Source organism: Streptomyces sp. CT34, from assembly GCF_000805335.1.
Classification (GTDB): Bacteria; Actinomycetota; Actinomycetes; order Streptomycetales; family Streptomycetaceae; genus Streptomyces.
Genome location: NZ_KN708638.1, coordinates 2,368,305 through 2,386,439, shown reverse-complemented (window position 1 = coordinate 2,386,439; position 18,135 = coordinate 2,368,305). Strand labels below are relative to the sequence as shown.

The window sequence follows — 18,135 nt, the reverse complement described above, 5'->3', positions numbered from 1 at the left end:
CGCCCAGGTGTTCGCGAGCATCGCGCAGCATTTTCAGGGGCATGAAGCGCAGCGGGATCGCTTTGAACAGCAGGGACCACACCACCGCCCGGCCCACCATGGACGAGGTGATCTTCCCGTCGAACGGGCGCCGTCCGGGCTTCCGGTAGTCGTGGAACCGGATGTACCGGGTGCCGGCCATGTCGTATCCGGTCGGCACCGGCTGCCTGGAGCGCGTCGCGGCCTCGTGGAGACGGTACTTGGCGGCTGACCGCGCTCAACGGCAAGGCCCCGGGAATCCGCCCGCCGGATCCGGGGCCCTTGCCCGTCAGCCCCGTGCCCCCGTTGCCGGTGACAGTGGTGGTTCCTGGTGGGAGCCGTAGCGTTCCATGCGTTGCCAGCGCAGGCGGCTGCCGGACAGCGCCGTGGCCACCGACTGGACCACCACGAGGTACATCAGCTGGCGGTAGACGAGCTGCTGGAACGGCAGGCTCCACAGCGGTCCGAACCGTTCGCCGTCCAGGCGGAACGCATAGGCCCCGGTGACGACCTGGATGAGCAGGAACGAGCTCCACAGCAGCAGTACGTGGACGGGGTCGAGGAAGATCAGCCCGTACACGCTCAGCACGTCGACCAAGGGCGCGAACAGCGGCAGCAGTACCTGGAAAAGCAGCAGGAAGAGCAGCCCGCGGCGGCCGAACGTGCCGGCTGCGCCACTCTGGCGGACGGCGCCGCGGTGCTTCCACATCGCCTGCAGGGTCCCGTAGCACCAGCGGTAACGCTGCCGCCACAGGGCGCCGAGCGAAGCCGGAGCCTCGGTCCAGGCGATGGCCTTCTCCTCGTAGACCACGCGCCAGCCGGCACGCCAGATCGCCATGGTGAGGTCGGTGTCCTCGGCGAGTGTCGCCTCGGACACACCGCCGACGCGCATCAGCGCGGTCCGGCGCCAGGCGCCGATCGCGCCCGGCACCGTGGGCATGCACCGGGCCAGGTCGAAGAGCCGCCGGTCCAGGTTGAAGCCGACGACGTACTCGATGTGCTGCCAACGGCCCAGCAGGCCACGCCGGTTGACGACCTTGGCGTTGCCGGAGACCGCTCCGATCTGCGGGTCGGAGAAGGGCTGCACCAGATGGCGGACCGCGTCCGGCTCGAAGACCGTGTCGCCGTCCATCATCACCACGATCTCGTACGAAGCGGCGGCGATCCCGGTGTTGAGCGCGGCGGGCTTGCCCGCGTTCCGCTGGCGGATCACGCGTACGCCCGGCAGGCCGAGCGCCTCGACGATGTCGGCGGTGCCGTCGCTGGAGCCGTCGTCCACGACGATGATCTCGACCGGGTGGTCGGATGCGATCAGGGAACGGACGGTCGCCTCGATGCCGGCCGACTCGTTGTAGGCCGGCACGATCACCGACACCGGTTCGGTGACCGGCGCTCCCCACGCCTTCCTGGCCTGCCGCCGATGCCTGGCCGCGGCGATCATGGAGATCACCGCGCGCAGGATGCCCAGCAGTCCGGCGACGAGCAGCAGCATGTCGAGTCCGTTGAGACCCCACAGCGCCCCCTTGAGCAGCCACAGCAGTCCGACGCCGAGCAGGTGCTCGCCGGTGGAGGCCGGGCGGTTGGCGTCGGTGATGTGGAAGGCCTGGCTGACCGTCTGGAAGCGGTAGCCGCGTGCCTGGAGGCGCGGGATCAGCGTGTCCAGCGCGGCCACGGTCTGTGCGCGATCACCGCCGGCGTCGTGGAAGAGGACCACCTGGCCGGTGGACCCGGGAGGGGTGGCGTTGTGGACGATCTTCGCCACGCCCGGCTTCTGCCAGTCCTCGCTGTCCTGGGTGACGAGCACGGTCAGATAGCCCAGCTTGCCGAGCTGTCGCATCGTGCCCCAGTCGGCGTTGCCCACCGCGTCGGCGCTGGACGAGTACGGCGGGCGGAAGAGGTTGCTGGTGACACCCGCGGCGCCGGCCACCGCGAGCTGGTCCTCGCGCATCTCCATCGTGCGCTGCCAGCCGGGCAGGCTGGGCAGATAGGGGTGGGTGAAGCTGTGCAGGCCGAGTTCGTCGTGATCCTTCGCCATCCGCGCGGCCAGCTCGGGGTGTGTGGCCACGCCGGTGCCCACGAGGAAGAAGGTCGCGGGCACGTGGTGCCGTTCCAGCGTCGCCAGGACCTTGGGGGTCCAGGTCGGGTCCGGGCCGTCGTCGAAGGTGAGCACCACGGTGTGCGCCGGTGGGGCGAGCGAGACCGGTGCGGATCCGCTTGCCGAGATCACCGGGCCGCCGTTCTCGACCGAGGGCGGCACCTGGTCGACGGGTCCCTGCGGAGGGTTCCCGCCGTCGTCCTGGAAGCCGAACATGTGCTGCGTGTAACCCTCGATGAGCAGTGTGAGGGTAAGGGTCAGCACCATGGTCACCAGCAGCACCCAGTGGGTGCGCACCGGCGTTTCGCGGGCGGTACGGCCACGCTGGGGAGAAGGGCTCACATCGGTGATTTCTGGATGAACGATGCGTTCTGGAACTGATCGGCCTGCCAGGGAGGTGCCGAGGAAGGGCTGCGCGGAGGCGGTGGGCTGCGGGCGCCGCCCAGGGGCCCAGAGGTTCCTGGCGGATCGTCAGCTGAGTCAGAGCGCGCCGTGGGTGGGCAGGACGGAGGGCGTCGCGGTCGGGGTCGGCGTGTGCTTCGGGTGCGGGGACGGCTTTTGGCCGGGGGGCGGCTTGTGGCTCCCGGACGGCTTCGGCCTCGGTGACGGTTTCGCGGCCGGGGACGGTTTCGCCGTCGAGGGCGACTTCGCCTTGCCGGACGCGCCGCCGGCCTTCGGCACCGTCGCCGCCCGGCCTGGGCTGTGATGCCGCTGGGCGGTGGCCGCGGCCGTCGGGGAGGTCCGGGCCCGGGGCGTCTCGTGCGCGGCGACGGCGCCCCCGTGCGGCTTCGGCCGCAAGGGGTGCGGCAGCAGCGCCGGCAAAGTCGGGCCGCCCAGGAGGGTGCTGGCAAGCAGGGCGACGTAGGCCACTGCCGGGGTCACCAACGCGGCCACCAGGATGCGCAGCCGTCTGCGGCGGCCTCCCGAGGCGTCGACGAAGATGGGTTTGGGGGTGAGGCGCCGTATCGGTCTGGCACCTAGACGCAGTGTGTCACCGGTGGGCTCGGCCGGGGAACCGGCCGCGGTAGGCCCCTGAGAGGTAGGCCCCTGAGAGGGAATATTGGGAGACGCGGACGCTTCAGGCGTCACTTCGTCCCCGGCGGGCGCCTGGCCCTCCGGAATGGTCTGCACAAGATCCGGACACTAGTGGCTGAGAATGTGCGGGCGGTAGAGAAGTCGTTAAGCCCGCGAAAAGAGTCAGCAAAGCTGATGAACGGGTCGGCGCGGTGGGTAGCGCGAAGTGTGTCAGTCCTGCGGCCTGCTGATGGTCCTTTTGAAGTCGGCGCTCACGGTCAGCGGAGCCTTCAGATCCCACTCGCCGCGGTCCGCGAGCTCCTGCAGAGCCCGCGACCGGTCGACCGCCTGCGGCCAGTCGCTCCCGCGGTCGGGAGTGCAGGGGTGCTTCATGTGCTTCCGGCGGACGGTGTTGAACCGGGCCAGCCACGTCGCCTCGTTCACGCCGGAGGCCGGGTTGCCCCCGAGCGCCTTGTCGGTCTCATGGGCGATCTTCACCATGCCGTCGCAGTCGTCGGCACCCTGGCCCATCATCAGGGCGGTGTCGAAGAGGTTCTCCAGACCCAGTTCGCTCTTCACCCCCTCCTGCGCGCCCAGCTTCCTGGCCGGGGTGAGGTACGTGTCGTGTCCCACCTGGATCTGCAGCCTCCGGAAGGCCGGGTCCAGGGCGGCCTTCTTCCAGTCGCGCACGAACGCCCCGCCCAGCGCGCCGGTGTCCTCGCTTCCCGAGTCGGCCAGTCGCTGAAGGACGGTGGTGTACTTCGCGAGCACGTTGTGGGGTGCGGCGGCGTTGTACGACTTCACCAACCCGAGCATGTCGCCGCTCTGGCTGCAGAACCCGATCCACCCCGCCGTGTAGCCACAACCGTCGTGCAGATCGGTGATGTAGGCGTACTGCGGAACGGTGGCACCGTTCTCGAACACCGCGGTGATGTCATCCATCATCACGGTCGCCGCCGCACCCGCCGCTCCCGCCACGGGCGTCGCCGGAGCACCGGCCGTACCGCCGGCCCTGTCGGCCGTACCGGACGTGCAGCCACCCACGGTGAGCACCGCACCGAGGACGACGAGCATGGTGCGACGTATTCTGGTCAACTCCACGAACCGCTCCGGCCTGTTCCTAGCTGACTGCGCCAGCTCACTGAAGAGCCTGCTGCTCGCGGGGAACCGCGAGCAGCAGGCTTGATCAATTACCGCTTGCTTCTTCTTGTTGCTTCTTCTTGCCCTGGGTCTTCCCGGGGACCTTAGCGTGCTGGGTTTTTGCCGGTCGGGCCCGGCCAACGCGCCACGACGGCCAGGAGCCCACATCGTCCGCGCCGCAAGTTCCACCAGGCAGCGGTGAAGCAAAGCGGCCCCCCACGGACATTCCAGGCAACGTTCGGTGGGCGGCGGGTGCGAGTCGGTGATCCAGTTGGTTGGTCGGCGGGGTGAAGGTGCGGCGGTAGCGGTAGGCGTGGGGGTAGTGGTAGGTGCCGGGGGGCTGACGCCGGTGGTGTGTTGGAAGCGGTCGCGGAAGGCGGTTGGGGAGCCGAAGCCGGCCTGGTGCCGATGTGTTCGACGGAGTGTCCGGTGGTTTCGAGGAGGTGCTGGGCGCGGCGGATGAGCCCGCGGCGGCCCGGCGCAGGGCGGTGCGTACGGCCGGTGCGGGGGGAGCGGTGGGGGCGGCGGTGCCGGTGACGGTGTCCGCGTCCTGGAGGCAGTCCAGGCGCCATGGTGCGCGCCGTGTGAACGCGCCGGTGTCGAGCGCCGGTTGCTGGGTGCAGACGCGGATCCGGTGGCCGGGGCGCCCCGTCGGGCAGCCCGGGCGCGGGCGAGGACGCGGTCGAAGACCTCGATGGGGGTGGACAGGTCCACCGGGATCGCGTGGTTGAGCGCGAGGGCGGCGACCGTGTGCATGGCGGGAACCTAGAGGGGAGCGGGTGGCGGTGATGCGGGCAGGGACGGGAACGGGCGGTCTGAGCTGCGGGTTCGCTGTCCGGGGCGGTGGGCGGCGGCGGTTGTGGGATCAGGGCGCGGGCCCCGGCGTACGGGGTGGTCGGTCCGCCCCCTGTTCCGCTTCGCGCCCCGTGGAGCGCCTGCGGGGCGTGTCCGGTCGGGCAGCTCATCGTTCTCATCACACAAGCACATCTCCCTCTCTCAAGGAGTCCTTGATGCGACGAGTTCTTACGGCAGTGGGTATGGCCGCCGCCGCGATGACGCTGGGGTCGGCTGCCGGAGCGCAGGCCGCGGACTTGCCGAAGACCCCTGATGTGGGCGGGCTGACCAATGTCGACGGTGTCGGCGACCAGTTGGGCGGGGCCGGGCAGACGGCGACGAATCTCGCGGGAGAGGCCGGGGGCAAGGTCGTCAACAAGGCGGTTCCCGAGGTGAGCAAGGCGTCGGGTGCGGCCGTGGGGGAGGTGGCGCCGTCGGCGACCGAGGCTCTCGGTACCGCCACCGGCGCGTCCTCCGGGCTGCTGGGCGAGACCGCGCAGGCGGCCACGGAGGGCGGCACCCTGCTCGGCGGGCTGCCCACCGACAAGCTGGCCACCGATGGGCTCGCCACCGACGGCCTGGCCACCGGTGAACTGCCCACCAAGGCGCTGCCGACCAAGGGCCTGCCGGGCAAGGCGCTGTCCACCAAGGGGCTGCCGACGAAGGGGCTGTCCACCAAGGGCCTGCCGTCCACGGACAGCGTGAAGGGTCTGCCTGGCCTGGGCTGACGTCCGGCGACGCGTGCACGTTCCGGCCCCGCTCCGCTCCCGTCCGTTCCGGGGGCGTGCGGGGCCGTTTCCGTGTGCGGTGTGCGTTTCGGTTTTCGGTGGTGCTTCGGCTTCGGTGGTGCTTTGGGCGTCGGTGGTGCTTCGGGTTTCACCGGCAGGGGGCGTGGTTGGGGTGGGGCGGGGCCAGTGGTGGTGCGGCGGGCGTCGCGTGGAAACTGGCGTTGTGGGGGGTGGAGTTGTGGTGGGGTGGGGGAGGGGTGGGGAATCATCCGCGCTTACCGGATATGTCGGAACTGTTGCCGGGTATCCCCGGAATGATGGCCCGGCCGGCGAGAGTCGTACCATACGTTGCCGTGCGCGGGGGCCGTGCCGGCCGGGGGGCCAGTACCCTCGTGCCTTTCCTGGGTTGTCGCACGAGGGGGCACCGCGGTGCTGAAGCTCTACTACCGGTTGGTGTATTGGAAGAGGCGGCTCGGACGCGCGCTGGGGGTGCCGCGTACGGGGGCGGCGCGGACGGTTCCGGGGCCCCGCACGGCGTACGGGACGGCGTCGCGGCGGACCGGGCGGGTGCGCCAACTGGCCCGGCGCGCCCGGCCGTTGCTGGTGTTCGCGGTGATGGTGCTGATCGTGGTGGTGGCCTCGGCGCTGCTGGGGTGGCGGGACGACACCTTCGGGGCGGGGCCGCGGGAGGGCGGGACGACCGTTGTCCAGCCGTCCGGTGAACTGGGGCGCGGTGGGCCGTCGTCGGGCTGCGACCGGCCGGACACCGCGTGCGCGGTGGCGGTGAGGGAGTGAGCGGCGGGCGAGCGGGCCGCGGGGCCGCGGCCCGCTCACGGCCCGCCGGTCAGGATGTCTGGGCCTTGGTGTAGAGGTTCTTGGCGTCGGCGCCGAAGTACGGGCCGAACATGGTGTTGGGCAGGAATCGGTAGCCGAAGCTGTTGACCGAGGATTGCAGGCCGGTGCCGGTGTGCGCGTCGAACGAGGTGAACCAGGGGCCGCCGCTGGCGCCGCCGGTCATGTTGCAGGGCAGCCCGTGGTCCTTGGACAGCAGCGGGTCCTTGAGGGTGGTGCCGGAGCAGTAGCTGAGCTTGCTGCCGTCGTAGGGGGCCTCGGCCGGGTAGCCGAAGGCGTACATCTGCTTGTGGTAGCCGGAGTTGAAGGACAGGCCCTGGCCGCCGACGACATCGGTGAGCTTCCTGCCGCCCAGCGGGGCGACGACCGCGGCGCCGATGTCGTAGGTGAGGTCCTCCTTCGCCGTCCACTGGGGGGTGGCGAGCGTCCGGGCGGCGGCCCACTTCCCGTACGGGGCCTTGCCGTCGTGGTAGCCGGGGACGAAGACCCAGTGGGTGTGCCAGGCGCCATCCAGTTTCACGCAGTGCCCGGCGGTGAGCACGGTGCTCTTGTTGGCGCTGGTCACCGCGTCGCCGGAGCAGGAGGCCGGACGGCCCTGGTAGGTGAAGAACACCCGCCCGGTGGTCCTGGTGACCGCGCCGCGGCCGTTCCAGGGGCCGCCGGTCTCGACCCCGGGGAGGAGCGAGGGGAGCGGCGGGAGCGAGGGCGCGTTCGGGAGCCGGAGTTGCGGGAGGGTGGGCAGCACCGTCAGCGGGCCGCTGCGCGGGACCGCGGCCGAACTGCCGCTCTTCGGTGATGAGATGGCGAGGTCGAGCGGGGTGGCGGAACGCATCCGGTCCGCGGTCCAGAAGGCGTCCGGCGTGCGGAGCGGGGACGCCGCGGTGGCGGCGCGCGGGGCGTGCTGCGGGGTGGCCGCACCGGCCTGGCCGGCGGGGAGCAGCAGGGCCAGCAGCGCACCGGCGGCGATCGCCGGTATGCCTGGGAGGGGTCGTGTCACGCGTCACTCCGATCGGGTAGCGGCGGATCGGAGCTGCCAGGCTGCCACCGGCCGTGGTGGGGCGGCAGGGGGCGCGGTGTGGAATTGGCGTGAGGGATCGGCAACCGGGCGGGATGTTGGCCCGCTGCGCTGCGTGGGGTGTGTGACCGCGCCGTCCGACGGCACGTACGGGATTCCGCTCGCGTCGGGTGCGGGTGCGGGTGCGGGTGCGGGTGCGGGTGTGCGGTGGGCGGCATGCGCCCGCCGCGAGCGGGGAGGGGGACCGGGTGCCCAGCCTCACCCCTGCTTCCCGCCCCCGGCCTCCGCCTCCCGCTGCTCGGGCGCGGTCCGTCAGGCGTCCGCTGCCGGGGTCGCTGCCGCCGGGATCGCCGTCGCCGTTCCGCTGACGTGTGACCGCGGGTCGCCCGACCGCAGGTCGACGGTCAGCAGGCCGGGGCGGCCGAGGTCGTGGCCCTGATGGAGGGTCAGCGTCGCCGGGGCGGTGACCAGGCCCAGGGCGCGGGTGTATGCGCCGAAGGCCGCTGCCGCGGCACCGGTGGCCGGGTCCTCCACGACGCCGCCGACGGGGAACGGGGCGCGGACGTGGAAGACCGTGTCGCTCTCCCGCCAGGCCAGTTGGAGGGTGGTCAGGTCCAGACGGCGCATCAGGGCCGCCAGCCGGTCGAAGTCGTAGTCGAGGGCGGCGAGCCGGGCGCGGGTGGCGGCGCCGAGGACCAGGTGGCGGGCCCCGGCGTAGGCGATACGGGGCGGCAGCGCCGGGTCGAGGTCGGCGGCGGGCCAGTCCAGGGCGGCCAGCGCCTCGTCGAGGTCGGCCGGGTCGACCGGGGCGATGCGTGGTTCGACGCTGGTGAGGGTGGCCTGGAGGGCGTCGCCGTGCCGGGTGACGGTGACCGGTACCGGGCCCGCCTGGGTGGCGAAGACGAAGTCGCCGGGGCCGGTGCGCTCGGCGAGGGCGACCGCGGTGGCGACCGTCGCATGGCCGCAGAACGCGACCTCGGCGAGCGGGCTGAAGTACCGGATGGTGAAGGCCCGTCCGGGCTCGCCCAGCCCCTCGGGCGGGGCGGTCAGGAACGCGGTCTCCGAATAGCCGACGTCGGCCGCGACGGCGAGCTGTGCGGCGTCGTCCAGCCCGGTGGCGTCCAGCACGACGCCGGCCGGGTTGCCGCCCTCGGGGTCGGTGGAGAACGCGGTGTAGTGGAGGACCTCGGGGGCGCGGGCGGTGTCCCCGGCGGTGGCGTCGTGTGTCATGGCCGGGGAACCTCCGACCGCCGCCCGGCTATTCCCGGGCGGCCCGCTGCCCGTCAACCCCGCCCGATGTACGGCATGTTCGTCGCCATCACCGTCGCGAACTGCACATTGGCCTCCAGCGGCAGCGCCGCCATGTGTACGACCGTCCGGGCCACATCGGCCGCGTCCATCACCGGCTCGACCTCCGTGCGGCCGTTCGCCTGGAGGATGCCGGTCCGCATCCGGCCGGTCATCTCGGTGGCCGCGTTGCCGATGTCGATCTGGCCGCAGGCGATCCGGTACGGACGGCCGTCCAGGGACAGTGACTTGGTCAGCCCGGTCATCGCGTGCTTGGTGGCGGTGTACGCGAGGGAGTGCGGCCGGGGCACATGGGCGGAGAGGGAGCCGTTGTTGATGATCCGGCCGCCCTGCGGGTCCTGCGCCTTCATCAAGCGGAACGCGGCCCGGGCGCACAGGAACGCGCCGTTGAGGTTGACGTCGACGACCGACCGCCAGTCCTCGTAGGAGAGTTCGTCCAGGGGGGTGGGCGGCCCGAAGATGCCCGCGTTGTTGAAGAGCAGGTCCAGCCGGCCGAAGCGGTCCCGTACGGCCGCGAAGAGGGCGTCGACCTCGTGGGGCCGGGTGACGTCGGTGGGCACCGGCACGACCGCGGGGCCGTCGATGCCCGCGTACCCGACCTGGCGGGCGGTCTCTTCCAGGGCCGCCGCGCGCCGGCCGGCCAGCACCACGGTCCAGTTGGCGGCGATCAGGGCCAGGGCGACCGCCCGCCCGATGCCGGAGCCGGCGCCGGTGACCACGGCCACCCTGCGGGCCGCCGCCGCGCCCGCCCGCGCCTCCTGGGGCGCCGGTGCCGTCTGCGGTGTCCCGGCCCGCGAGGACGGCGCCGGGAGCGTCGGCCGGGCCGCGGTCGCCGTCCCGCCCACCTGCCCGGCCCGTGCCAACGGGGGCGCCTGTGCGGCCCGTGACCGCTCTGTGTTCTGTGCCATGGCGGCAGCGTAACGGCGTACGGGGAGCGAACCCGGCGACACCCCACCGGGCCGCGGCCCGGCCGCCGTTGGCCCGGTGGCGGGCGGACCGGTGGCGGGTGGTCCCGTAGCGGGTGGTCCGGTGGTGGGCGGTCCGGTCGTGGGCGGTCCGCACGCCGCGGGGCGTGCGCCGGCGTGCTCCGGCGCGGGCCCGGGTGCGGCTCCCCGGGGCATGCCCGGCGCGCATCCGGTCGCGGGCCCCGGCGCATGCCGGGGTGTGCGACGGCGCGGGGCGGATGTGGGGCCCGGCGCGGGCGGACGCAGGGCGGTGTCCGATGGGTCAGGGCCGGCAAGGCCCAGGTCGAGAGGACCGCGGCCAACCGCACCGGGCGCCGCCGGCCGCGTGCCACCATGGTGCTGCCATCACCGACCCATGGAGACACTCATGACGGAGCCCGGCGCCGGAGCCGCCGCGAGCACGGACGAACCGAGCGGCGAGCCCACCGACCGGCCCGCCATAGAAGGGCGGGGCCCGGCGCCGGCCGCACCGGCCGCGTTGGCCGGGTCTCGTCGCACCAGCCTTCTCGTCACCCTCGTCCTCGGTGGTCTCACGGCCGTCCCGCCGCTCTCCATGGACATGTACCTGCCGGCGCTGCCGCAGGTCACCGCGGCCCTGAACAGCCCGGCCGCCACCGTCCAGCTCACCCTCACCACCTGCCTGGCGGGCATGGCCCTGGGCCAGATGATCGTCGGTCCGATGAGCGACAAGTGGGGACGCCGCCGCCCGCTGCTCGCCGGCATGGTGGTCTACGTCCTGGCCACCGCCCTGTGCGCGGTCGCCACCAACGCCGAACTCCTCATCGCCTTCCGCCTGTTGCAGGGACTGGCGGGCGCCGCCGGCATCGTCATCGCGCGGGCGGTGGTGCGCGACCTCTACGACGGTGTGGCGATGGCCCGGTTCTTCTCCACCCTCATGCTGATCTCCGGGGTGGCGCCGGTCGTCGCCCCGCTCATCGGCGGCCAGATCCTGCGGATCACCGACTGGCGCGGGGTCTTCGTCGTGCTGACCGCCGTCGGGCTGCTGCTCACCCTCCTCGTCTGGCGGCGGCTGGACGAGACCCTGCCGCCCGGGCGCCGGCATCCGGGCGGGCTGGGCCAGGCCCTGCGCACCATGCGCGATCTGCTCGCCGACCGGGTCTTCTCCGGCTACCTCCTCGTGGGCGCCTTCGCCTTCGCGGCGCTCTTCGCGTACATCTCCGCCTCGCCGTTCGTCATCCAGGAGATCTACGGAGCCTCTCCGCAGACCTTCGGCCTGCTCTTCGGCGTCAACTCCGTCGGGCTGGTGGTGGTCGGCCAGATCAACGGGAAGCTGCTGGTCGGCCGGGTCTCCCTGGACAAGGTGCTGGGCACCGGCCTAGCGCTGGTCGCGCTCGCCGGGATCGGCCTGCTGCTGCTGTCGTCCGGGGTCCTCGGACGGGCCAGCCTGGCGCCGACGGCCGCCGGGCTGTTCGTGCTGATGTCCGCGATGGGCCTGGTCATGCCGAGCACCAACACCCTGGCGCTGCTGCGCACCCCGCACGCGGCCGGCTCCGCCTCCGCGCTGCTGGGTACCTCCACGTTCCTGCTCGGCTCGGTGGCCTCCCCTCTGGTGGGCGTCGCGGGCGAGCGGACCGCCGTACCGATGGCCGTCGTACAGCTGTCGTGTGCCGTTCTCGCGCTCGTGAGCTTCCTGGGAATGTGCCGACCGTGGCAGCGTAGGGAGGAGCGCCCCGCGCACACCGCCGGCGAGAGGACCAGGCTCTGAACGCACCCAGGCTCCGATACGGCACACCGGCCCAGGCGGGACTGCACCCCGCCTGGATGGAACGGCTGGTCAGCGGCGTACGGGCACTGCCCGACGGCCGTCCGCCGTGGTGCGCCGGAGCCGTGGTGCTGGCCGGCCGCGGACCGGTGGTCGCCGCCGAGGCGGCGGCCGGCTGGGCGGTGCGCTACCGCGGCCACGACCCCGAGCGGGACCGCGGCATCGAGCTGCCCCGCGACCTGTGGGAGCCGATGCGGGTCGGCACCGTCTTCGACCTCGCCTCGCTCACCAAGCTCTTCACCGCCATCGCCGTGGTCCAGCAGATCGAGCGCGGCCGGCTGTCCCTCGACGAGCCGGCCGCCGCCCACCTCCCCGCCTTCGCCCCCGGCATCCCCGTCCGCCGGCTGCTCCGGCACACCTCGGGGCTGGCCCCCGAACTCCCCTTCCACGAACACCGGGAGCGCGCCGCCCAACTGGCGCTGCTGTGGGCCGAGTCCGCCGCCCCGTCCGGCGGCCCGCACCCCGGATACCGCTACTCCGACCTGAACCTCATCGCCCTCCAGCTGATCCTGGAACGGCTCACCGGGCGCCGCCTGGACGCCCTGATCCACACGGGCATCACCGGCCCGCTGGGCATGGCAAGCACCTCCTACGGCCCGCTGGGGCCGCAGGGCGTGGCCGCGACCGAGGACCAGCGGCGGCCGTGGGCCAAGGCGGACCGCGGCATGGTGCGCGGTGAGGTGCACGACGAGAACGCCTGGGCGCTGGGCGGGGTCGCCGGGCACGCCGGGCTCTTCTCCACCGCCCAGGACCTGGCCGTCCTCTGCCGGACGCTGCTCAACGGCGGCGGGTACGGCACCGCCCGGATCCTCGGCCCGGACGCGGTCGCCGCGCTGCTCGACCCGCCCGGCCTCGGCTTCGTCGTCGACCAGCCGTACTTCATGGGCGAACTGGCCGGCCGGGGCGCCGCCGGGCACACCGGCTTCACCGGCACCAGCCTGGTCCTGGACCGGGCCACCGACACCTTCCTCATCCTGCTGGCCAACACCGTGCACCCGCGCCGCCGCGACGGCGGCAGCGCTCCCCGCGCGCTGGCCGCGACCCGGCTTGCCCGCGCGGTGGCACAGGCCGGCTGAGCGGCGGCCGGCTGAGCGGCCGGACCGGGCGCGCCCCGGGGCCCCGTAAAATCTGCGGAATGCACGACGAACTGCGCGCCGCCCTGGCCGGCCTGCTCGACGGCCTGCCGCCCAAGCAGGCCGCGCAGGCCGTGGACCGGCTGATCGCCAACTACCGGGGCCGCACCCCCACCGACGCCCCGGTGCTCCGGGACCGCGGCGACGTCGCCGCGTACGCCGCCTACCGCATGCCCGCGACCTTCGAAGCCGTACGGGCCGCGCTGGCCGCCTTCGCCGCGCGGGTCCCCGGCTGGTCCCCGGCCGCCCATGTCGACATCGGCGGCGGCACCGGCGCCGCCACCTGGGCCACCGCGGCCACCTGGGACGGCGTCGGCAGCACGGTCCTGGACTGGGCCCGGCCCGCCCTCGACCTCGGCCGCGAACTGGCCGCCGGAATCCTGCCGGACACCACGTGGCAGCGGCAGGTCATCGGCGACGGCCTCACCGTCCCGGACGGCACCGACCTGGTGACCGTCTCCTACGTCCTCGGCGAGCTGCGGCCCGAGGCGCGCCGCGCGGTGGTCGACGCCGCGGCCACCGCCGGGTCCGTCGTGCTGATCGAACCGGGCACCCCGGAGGGCTACCTCCGCATCCGGGAGGCCCGCGAGCAGCTGATCGCCGCCGGTCTGCGCATCGTCGCGCCGTGCCCGCACAGCGCCGCCTGCCCGATCGTCCCGGAAGACGACTGGTGCCACTTCTCCGTCCGGGTCAGCCGCTCCTCCCTCCACCGCCAGATCAAGGGCGGCTCCCTCGCGTACGAGGACGAGAAGTTCAGCTATGTCGCGGCCACCCGCGGCGATGCCGCGCCGGCCGCCGCCCGGGTGGTCCGCAAGCCCCAACTCCGCAAGGGCCAGGTCCTGTTGGAGCTGTGCACCGCGGACGACGGCCTCCGGCGCGGCACGGTCACCAAGCGCCGGGGCACGGTCTACCGCGCGGCCCGCGACGCCGCCTGGGGCGACGACTGGCCCCCGGCCTGACCGCCGGGGACCCTCCGCCGGGGGCGCAACTCAGCCTTTCTCTGTCCGCTCCTGCATTTTCCGTAGCAGCTCGCGGCGCTGCGGGTCCTCGCGGCCTCCCCGGCCGCTCCGTCCGCCGCCCGTGCCGCCGCGCAGTGCGCCGCGGGAGAGCTTGCTGCGCGTACCGCCGACACCGAGCATGCCGCCCGCATTTCCCTTGCTCATCAGGCGAGTTCCCTTCTCCGGACCGATTGCGAGACGGGGCGTCTCGCTCGCGCCCCATCCTCAAGCGAGACGCTCCGTCTTGTCAAGACGATACGTCTCGCCTTCTCCTCGCTAGACTCCGCCCATGGCCAACAAACCCGCCCCCGACGCCTCCCGCCGCAGCGAACGCTCCCGCCGCGCGATCTTCGACGCCGCCCTCGCCCTCGTCGGCGAGGTCGGCTACCACAAGCTCACGATCGAGGGCATCGCCGCCCGCGCCGGCGTCGGCAAGCAGACGATCTACCGCTGGTGGCCCTCCAAGGCCGCCGTCCTCCTGGACGCCTTCAGCGCGGGCGTCGAGGACGACTACGAGCAGGGGATTCCGGACACCGGCGATCTGGCCGCCGACCTGAAGTCCGTCCTGCGGGCCACCGCCGACGAGTTCAACGACGCGACCTGGCAGGCCCCCTACCGCGCCCTCGCGGTGGCCGGCGCCAACGACGAGGAGCTCTCCCGCACCTTCGTCGGCCGCCTCCTGGAGCCCGGTATCCGCGTCTACGTCGAGCGGCTGCGCGCCGCCCAGGAAGCCGGCGAGGTGGACCCCGGCATCGACGTCCGGATCGCCGCCGAGATGCTGCTGAGTCCCTTCTCACAACGGTGGCTGATGCGCACCGGCGAACTGACCCACGACTACGTCGACACCCTCGTCGACCAGGTATTGCGTGGTCTGCGCCCGCGCGACTGACCGCACCGGGCGGTCGGTCGGTGATGGCGTGAATTGCCCCTGTTCGCCCGTACCGCGTTCACCCCGGATCCGCACACCGGTCACCTGGCGCCCAGGATGGTGGCAGCATTGATCCCAGACCACCGCTCGAAGTGAGGGGATAGATGGAACGCAAGAGCAGGTTCTCCCAGTGGCTGCGCCGGCCGAAGAGCGGATCGGACGGCGGCGATACGGACACGGGATCAGCGGCCGCGCGCGGCCGTGCGGACCTGCTGCTGGCGGCGGCCGACGCGGGCTTCCCGGTCGCCCCCGCCGCCCACCCCTCCGGCTACGGCTGTTCCTGCGAACGCATCGGCTGTCCCACCCCGGGACGACATCCCATCTCCTTCGGCTGGCAGACCGTCGCCACCACCGACCGCGACAAGGTCGCCGCCTGGGTCCGCACCCTCCCGCAGGCCAACTTCGTCACCGCCACCGGCATCGCCCACGACGTCCTCGACGTCCCCGTCGAAGCGGGCCGCAGCGCCCTCGGCCGGCTGGACGCGGCGGGCGTCGACGTCGGACCGGTCAGCCTCAGCGGTGCCGGCTTCGGGGACGGCCGGATGCTGTTCTTCACCGCCACCCGCGGCACCCCGGACGACGAGGACGAGTGGTGGCCGTGCGAACTGGACTGCCACCCCGAGACCCTCGACGAGCATCCGGGCCTGCGCTGGCACTGCCGCGGCAGCTATGTCCTCCTGCCGCCCTCCACCCTCCCCGGCGAGCAGCCCGCGGTGACCTGGCTGCGCGGCCCCGAACTTCCGCTGCCCGACCCGCTGACGCTGCTGGAATCGCTGACCGACGCCTGCGCCGCGTTCATCGACCGCGAGTCCGACCACGAGACCGCGGCCTGGCCGATCGGCCGCTGACCGCGCCCGTACGGAGCCCGTCTCTCCCGTACGGGGCCCGCGTCCGACGGCGCAGGGGCCGCCGGCTCCCGCCGACGGCCCCGCGTGGCACCTTCGCCGCGAACGCCGCGGCTACAGCGCCCTGGCCGAGGTCTTCGCCTCGATCCGGTTGAGCACCGTGATCTTGCCGCCGGCGCTCTTCGCCGGGACCGTGACCGTCTGGCCCGAGACCGTGGTGAAGGCCATCCGCGTGGTCTTCTTGTCCGGCCCCTGCACGATGCCGCGCAGGCTGGGCGGCACGGTGATCATCAGGCCCTGGGAGACCGTCTTCTGCTGGTGGTAGACGGTGGAGAAGAACACCAGCGCACCGCCGTCGGTGGTCCGCAGCGCCACCGGCGGGTACTCCGACGCCTGGTCCTCCCACTGGATGCGGGCGCCGGGCTGGTTGGCGTCGCGGGCGCGCTGGGCCCGCCACTGGTCGGTGTTCGGCCCCGGCGCGAAGGCGCCGCCCTTGCCGGTGTTGAGGTAGTCGGCGTAGGTCTGGCCGAGCTTGCCCGGATCGACCGTCAGGCCCGACGAGCCGTCGGTGGGCACCGTCTCCGCGTAGCCGTCGGTGATCTTCAGCTCCGGGGCGGTGTTGCTGTCGAACGTCGCCAGGTAGACGGCCCGCCACTTCGCGCCGATGGCGTCCCGGCTGAACACCAGGAACCAGCGGGTGTTCTCGCCGCTGCGGTTCCGGCGGTTGCTGAGCGCGTCCCCGATGAAGAACTTCGGCCAGCCCTTCTGCTTGGGCACGGTGAAGTGCGCGTCCGAGAAGCGCAGCGGCGTGAACCCGGGGTTGCCGTTCGGCCGGAGCCCGTGCGCCGCCTTTATCCCGGCCTGGTCGATGGCGAGCAGCGCACCCGCCTCGAAGGAGGTGTTCACCTGCGGATCGAGCGTGCGGTTGGCCTTGTTGAAGCCGTCGGTGAAGTGCTTGAGCGCCTGTGCGGCGTCCGCCTCCGACACCGCCGGCAGGATCTCCCGCTCGCCGTGCACCGTCATGCACCCGCTCAGTATCACCAGCGCCGCCGCTGCCGACGTCAGTGTTGCGGGCACCCGGAACGGCGACCTGCGTGTCATGGGGCTCGGGCTCCTTCGGGGCGACCGGGGCGGACTGGATGGCCGCCGGGGTGGCACGATTCGGCGCAACCCTACCCGTGCTGCGGGAGAACCAGACCGTGGGGATCGGATACGGAGCCCACACCGTGATCTGACGGGCACTCGGCCCGGCGGTCCGTCGACCCGTCGGCACCGGGCCTGCCCGACGCAGCGAAGATCTAGTTAGGTTAGGCTTACCTAAGTGCTCGCCCAGGCAACTGCCTTCACGAGCTCCTCGGCTTTCTCGGCTTCCTCGGGAAGGGGTCCCATGCGCCGTCACCGCCACCTCCGGCTCCATACCCACACCCACGCCCACACCCACGCCCGCACCCATGGCCAGACCCGTACCCGCGCCGGCGCCCGCGTCCGGGTGCTGTGCGCGGGGCTACGGCGGGGGCTGGTCCGGGTCGTCGCCCCCGAGTTCGGCACGGCCCCGCGCCGCACCGCCCCCACCCCCGTACCCGCGCCCGGACGCCCCCGCCCCGACTCCGGTGCCCGGGCGTCCTGTTGAATGCCGGGATGACGGACTGGAACGCGGAGACGACCGACACGAATACCGACACGGATACCGTCGCGAGAACTGAGGCGAGAACCGACGCGAATGATGTCGCTGCCGCCGGCGGTGCCGCCGCGGCGGCGGTCGTGGCCGGCGCCGTGGATGTGGGCGTGGAGGTGGAGGTGGATGTGCTGCGGGTGTTCTGCGGGCCGGCGGGCGCCGGCGGCAACCTGCTGGGCGTCGTGCGCGACGGCGCCGCCCTCCCCGACCCGGCCGCCCGCGCCACTCTCGCCGCCGAACTCGGCTTCAGCGAGACGGTGTTCCTCGACGACGCCGCCCGCGGCACCGCCGACATCCACACCCCCAGTGTCCGGCTCCCGTTCGCCGGCCACCCCCTCGTCGGCCTGGCCTGGCTGCTGCGGAGCCAGGGCCGCCCGCCGGCCGTGCTGCGCCCGCCGGCCGGCGACGTCGCGGTCCGTCACGACGGGGACCTCACCTGGGTGCGCGGGCGCGCCGAGTGGGTCACCCACCGCACCACCGAGCAGTACCCCTCCGCCGCGGCGGTCGACGCGCTGCCCGCGCCGCCGCCGGGGGAGGGCTGGCTCTACGCCTGGGCCTGGCTGGACGAGGCCGCGGGCGTGGTCCGCGCGCGGGCGTTCCCGCGGCGCGGCGACGGCATCGTCGAGGACGAGGCCACCGGCGCCGCCGCCCTGCTCCTGACGCATCAGCTCGGCCGCCCGCTGGACATCCGCCAGGGCGTCGGCTCGCAGATCCGCACGCGGACGTACCCGGACGGCACGATCGAGGTCGGCGGGCGGGTGCGCGCCGAGGCCGCATAGCGCTGCGGGGCGGGTGCTGTGCGGG

17 protein-coding genes and 1 pseudogene are annotated in these 18,135 nt (G+C 73.1%); 10 read left to right on the top strand and 8 right to left on the bottom strand.

The window, feature by feature from the left end; all coding sequences use genetic code 11:
* Positions 1–307: 307 nt before the first annotated feature.
* The gene (locus RZ84_RS10595; RefSeq protein WP_241777648.1) at positions 308–2,455 is read right to left on the bottom strand and encodes a bifunctional polysaccharide deacetylase/glycosyltransferase family 2 protein; all 2,148 of its coding nucleotides are present in this window, start codon (positions 2,453–2,455) and stop codon (positions 308–310) included.
* A gap of 232 nt (positions 2,456–2,687) precedes the next feature.
* Here RZ84_RS10595 and RZ84_RS42275 point away from each other — a divergent pair, with 232 nt between their 5' ends.
* Complete coding sequence (locus tag RZ84_RS42275; protein ID WP_277816869.1) at positions 2,688–2,819, top strand: hypothetical protein; 132 nt, start codon at positions 2,688–2,690, stop codon at positions 2,817–2,819.
* A gap of 539 nt (positions 2,820–3,358) precedes the next feature.
* Here RZ84_RS42275 and RZ84_RS34990 read toward each other — a convergent pair.
* A complete protein-coding gene (locus tag RZ84_RS34990; RefSeq protein WP_052229866.1) occupies positions 3,359–4,201 on the bottom strand; it encodes a chitosanase in 843 nt (280 codons plus the stop codon).
* Between the two features lie 532 nt (positions 4,202–4,733).
* A pseudogene (locus RZ84_RS40895) lies at positions 4,734–5,023 on the bottom strand (AraC family transcriptional regulator); the annotation flags it as partial.
* Positions 5,024–5,277: 254 nt separating this feature from the next.
* Here RZ84_RS40895 and RZ84_RS10580 point away from each other — a divergent pair.
* Positions 5,278–5,829, top strand: coding sequence for a hypothetical protein (locus RZ84_RS10580; RefSeq protein ID WP_241777647.1), 552 nt, complete (start codon positions 5,278–5,280; stop codon positions 5,827–5,829).
* Between the two features lie 429 nt (positions 5,830–6,258).
* Positions 6,259–6,624, top strand: a complete 366-nt coding sequence (locus RZ84_RS40890; protein ID WP_043264110.1) for a hypothetical protein — start codon at positions 6,259–6,261, stop codon at positions 6,622–6,624.
* Between the two features lie 49 nt (positions 6,625–6,673).
* Here the strand turns inward: RZ84_RS40890 and RZ84_RS10570 are convergent, their stop codons facing one another.
* The 3 genes from RZ84_RS10570 to RZ84_RS10560 form a co-directional block, all read right to left on the bottom strand.
* Positions 6,674–7,678, bottom strand: coding sequence for a trypsin-like serine peptidase (locus tag RZ84_RS10570; protein ID WP_052229864.1), 1,005 nt, complete (start codon positions 7,676–7,678; stop codon positions 6,674–6,676).
* 330 nt (positions 7,679–8,008) lie between these two features.
* Complete coding sequence (locus RZ84_RS10565; RefSeq protein WP_043264109.1) at positions 8,009–8,926, bottom strand: PhzF family phenazine biosynthesis protein; 918 nt, start codon at positions 8,924–8,926, stop codon at positions 8,009–8,011.
* Between the two features lie 53 nt (positions 8,927–8,979).
* Positions 8,980–9,912 carry an SDR family oxidoreductase gene (locus RZ84_RS10560; RefSeq protein WP_078893674.1) on the bottom strand — a complete coding sequence of 311 codons (933 nt, stop codon included), beginning with the start codon at positions 9,910–9,912 and terminating at the stop codon, positions 8,980–8,982.
* 424 nt (positions 9,913–10,336) lie between these two features.
* On the opposite strand from RZ84_RS10560, the gene RZ84_RS10555 reads away from it, so the two are divergent.
* From RZ84_RS10555 to RZ84_RS10545, 3 genes are read left to right on the top strand one after another with little or no spacing between them, the layout of a single operon-like run.
* Positions 10,337–11,695: a multidrug effflux MFS transporter gene (locus RZ84_RS10555; protein ID WP_043264108.1), complete on the top strand. Its 1,359-nt coding sequence runs from the start codon at positions 10,337–10,339 to the stop codon at positions 11,693–11,695.
* Positions 11,696–11,751: 56 nt separating this feature from the next.
* Entirely contained in the window at positions 11,752–12,828 is a 1,077-nt protein-coding gene (locus RZ84_RS10550; protein ID WP_043264107.1) for a serine hydrolase domain-containing protein, read from the top strand.
* 59 nt (positions 12,829–12,887) lie between these two features.
* Complete coding sequence (locus RZ84_RS10545) at positions 12,888–13,844, top strand: small ribosomal subunit Rsm22 family protein (protein WP_043264106.1); 957 nt, start codon at positions 12,888–12,890, stop codon at positions 13,842–13,844.
* Positions 13,845–13,874: 30 nt separating this feature from the next.
* Here RZ84_RS10545 and RZ84_RS39635 read toward each other — a convergent pair whose 3' ends face one another.
* On the bottom strand, positions 13,875–14,048 hold the full coding sequence (locus tag RZ84_RS39635) for a DUF6243 family protein (RefSeq protein ID WP_198539966.1): 174 nt from the start codon (positions 14,046–14,048) through the stop codon (positions 13,875–13,877).
* A 124-nt stretch (positions 14,049–14,172) separates the two neighbouring features.
* On the opposite strand from RZ84_RS39635, the gene RZ84_RS10540 reads away from it, so the two are divergent.
* Together RZ84_RS10540 and RZ84_RS10535 are read left to right on the top strand one after the other, a co-directional pair.
* Positions 14,173–14,772: a TetR/AcrR family transcriptional regulator gene (locus RZ84_RS10540; RefSeq protein ID WP_043264105.1), complete on the top strand. Its 600-nt coding sequence runs from the start codon at positions 14,173–14,175 to the stop codon at positions 14,770–14,772.
* 143 nt (positions 14,773–14,915) lie between these two features.
* Positions 14,916–15,659, top strand: a complete 744-nt coding sequence (locus tag RZ84_RS10535; protein ID WP_043264104.1) for a bifunctional DNA primase/polymerase — start codon at positions 14,916–14,918, stop codon at positions 15,657–15,659.
* Between the two features lie 111 nt (positions 15,660–15,770).
* On the opposite strand, the gene RZ84_RS10530 is transcribed toward RZ84_RS10535, so the two are convergent.
* On the bottom strand, positions 15,771–16,757 hold the full coding sequence (locus tag RZ84_RS10530; RefSeq protein ID WP_241777646.1) for an SCO2278 family lipoprotein: 987 nt from the start codon (positions 16,755–16,757) through the stop codon (positions 15,771–15,773).
* 286 nt (positions 16,758–17,043) lie between these two features.
* On the opposite strand from RZ84_RS10530, the gene RZ84_RS10525 reads away from it, so the two are divergent.
* Positions 17,044–17,286, top strand: coding sequence for a hypothetical protein (locus RZ84_RS10525; RefSeq protein ID WP_043264102.1), 243 nt, complete (start codon positions 17,044–17,046; stop codon positions 17,284–17,286).
* Positions 17,287–17,294: 8 nt separating this feature from the next.
* Positions 17,295–18,110 carry a PhzF family phenazine biosynthesis protein gene (locus RZ84_RS10520; RefSeq protein ID WP_078893673.1) on the top strand — a complete coding sequence of 272 codons (816 nt, stop codon included), beginning with the start codon at positions 17,295–17,297 and terminating at the stop codon, positions 18,108–18,110.
* Positions 18,111–18,135: the final 25 nt, after the last annotated feature.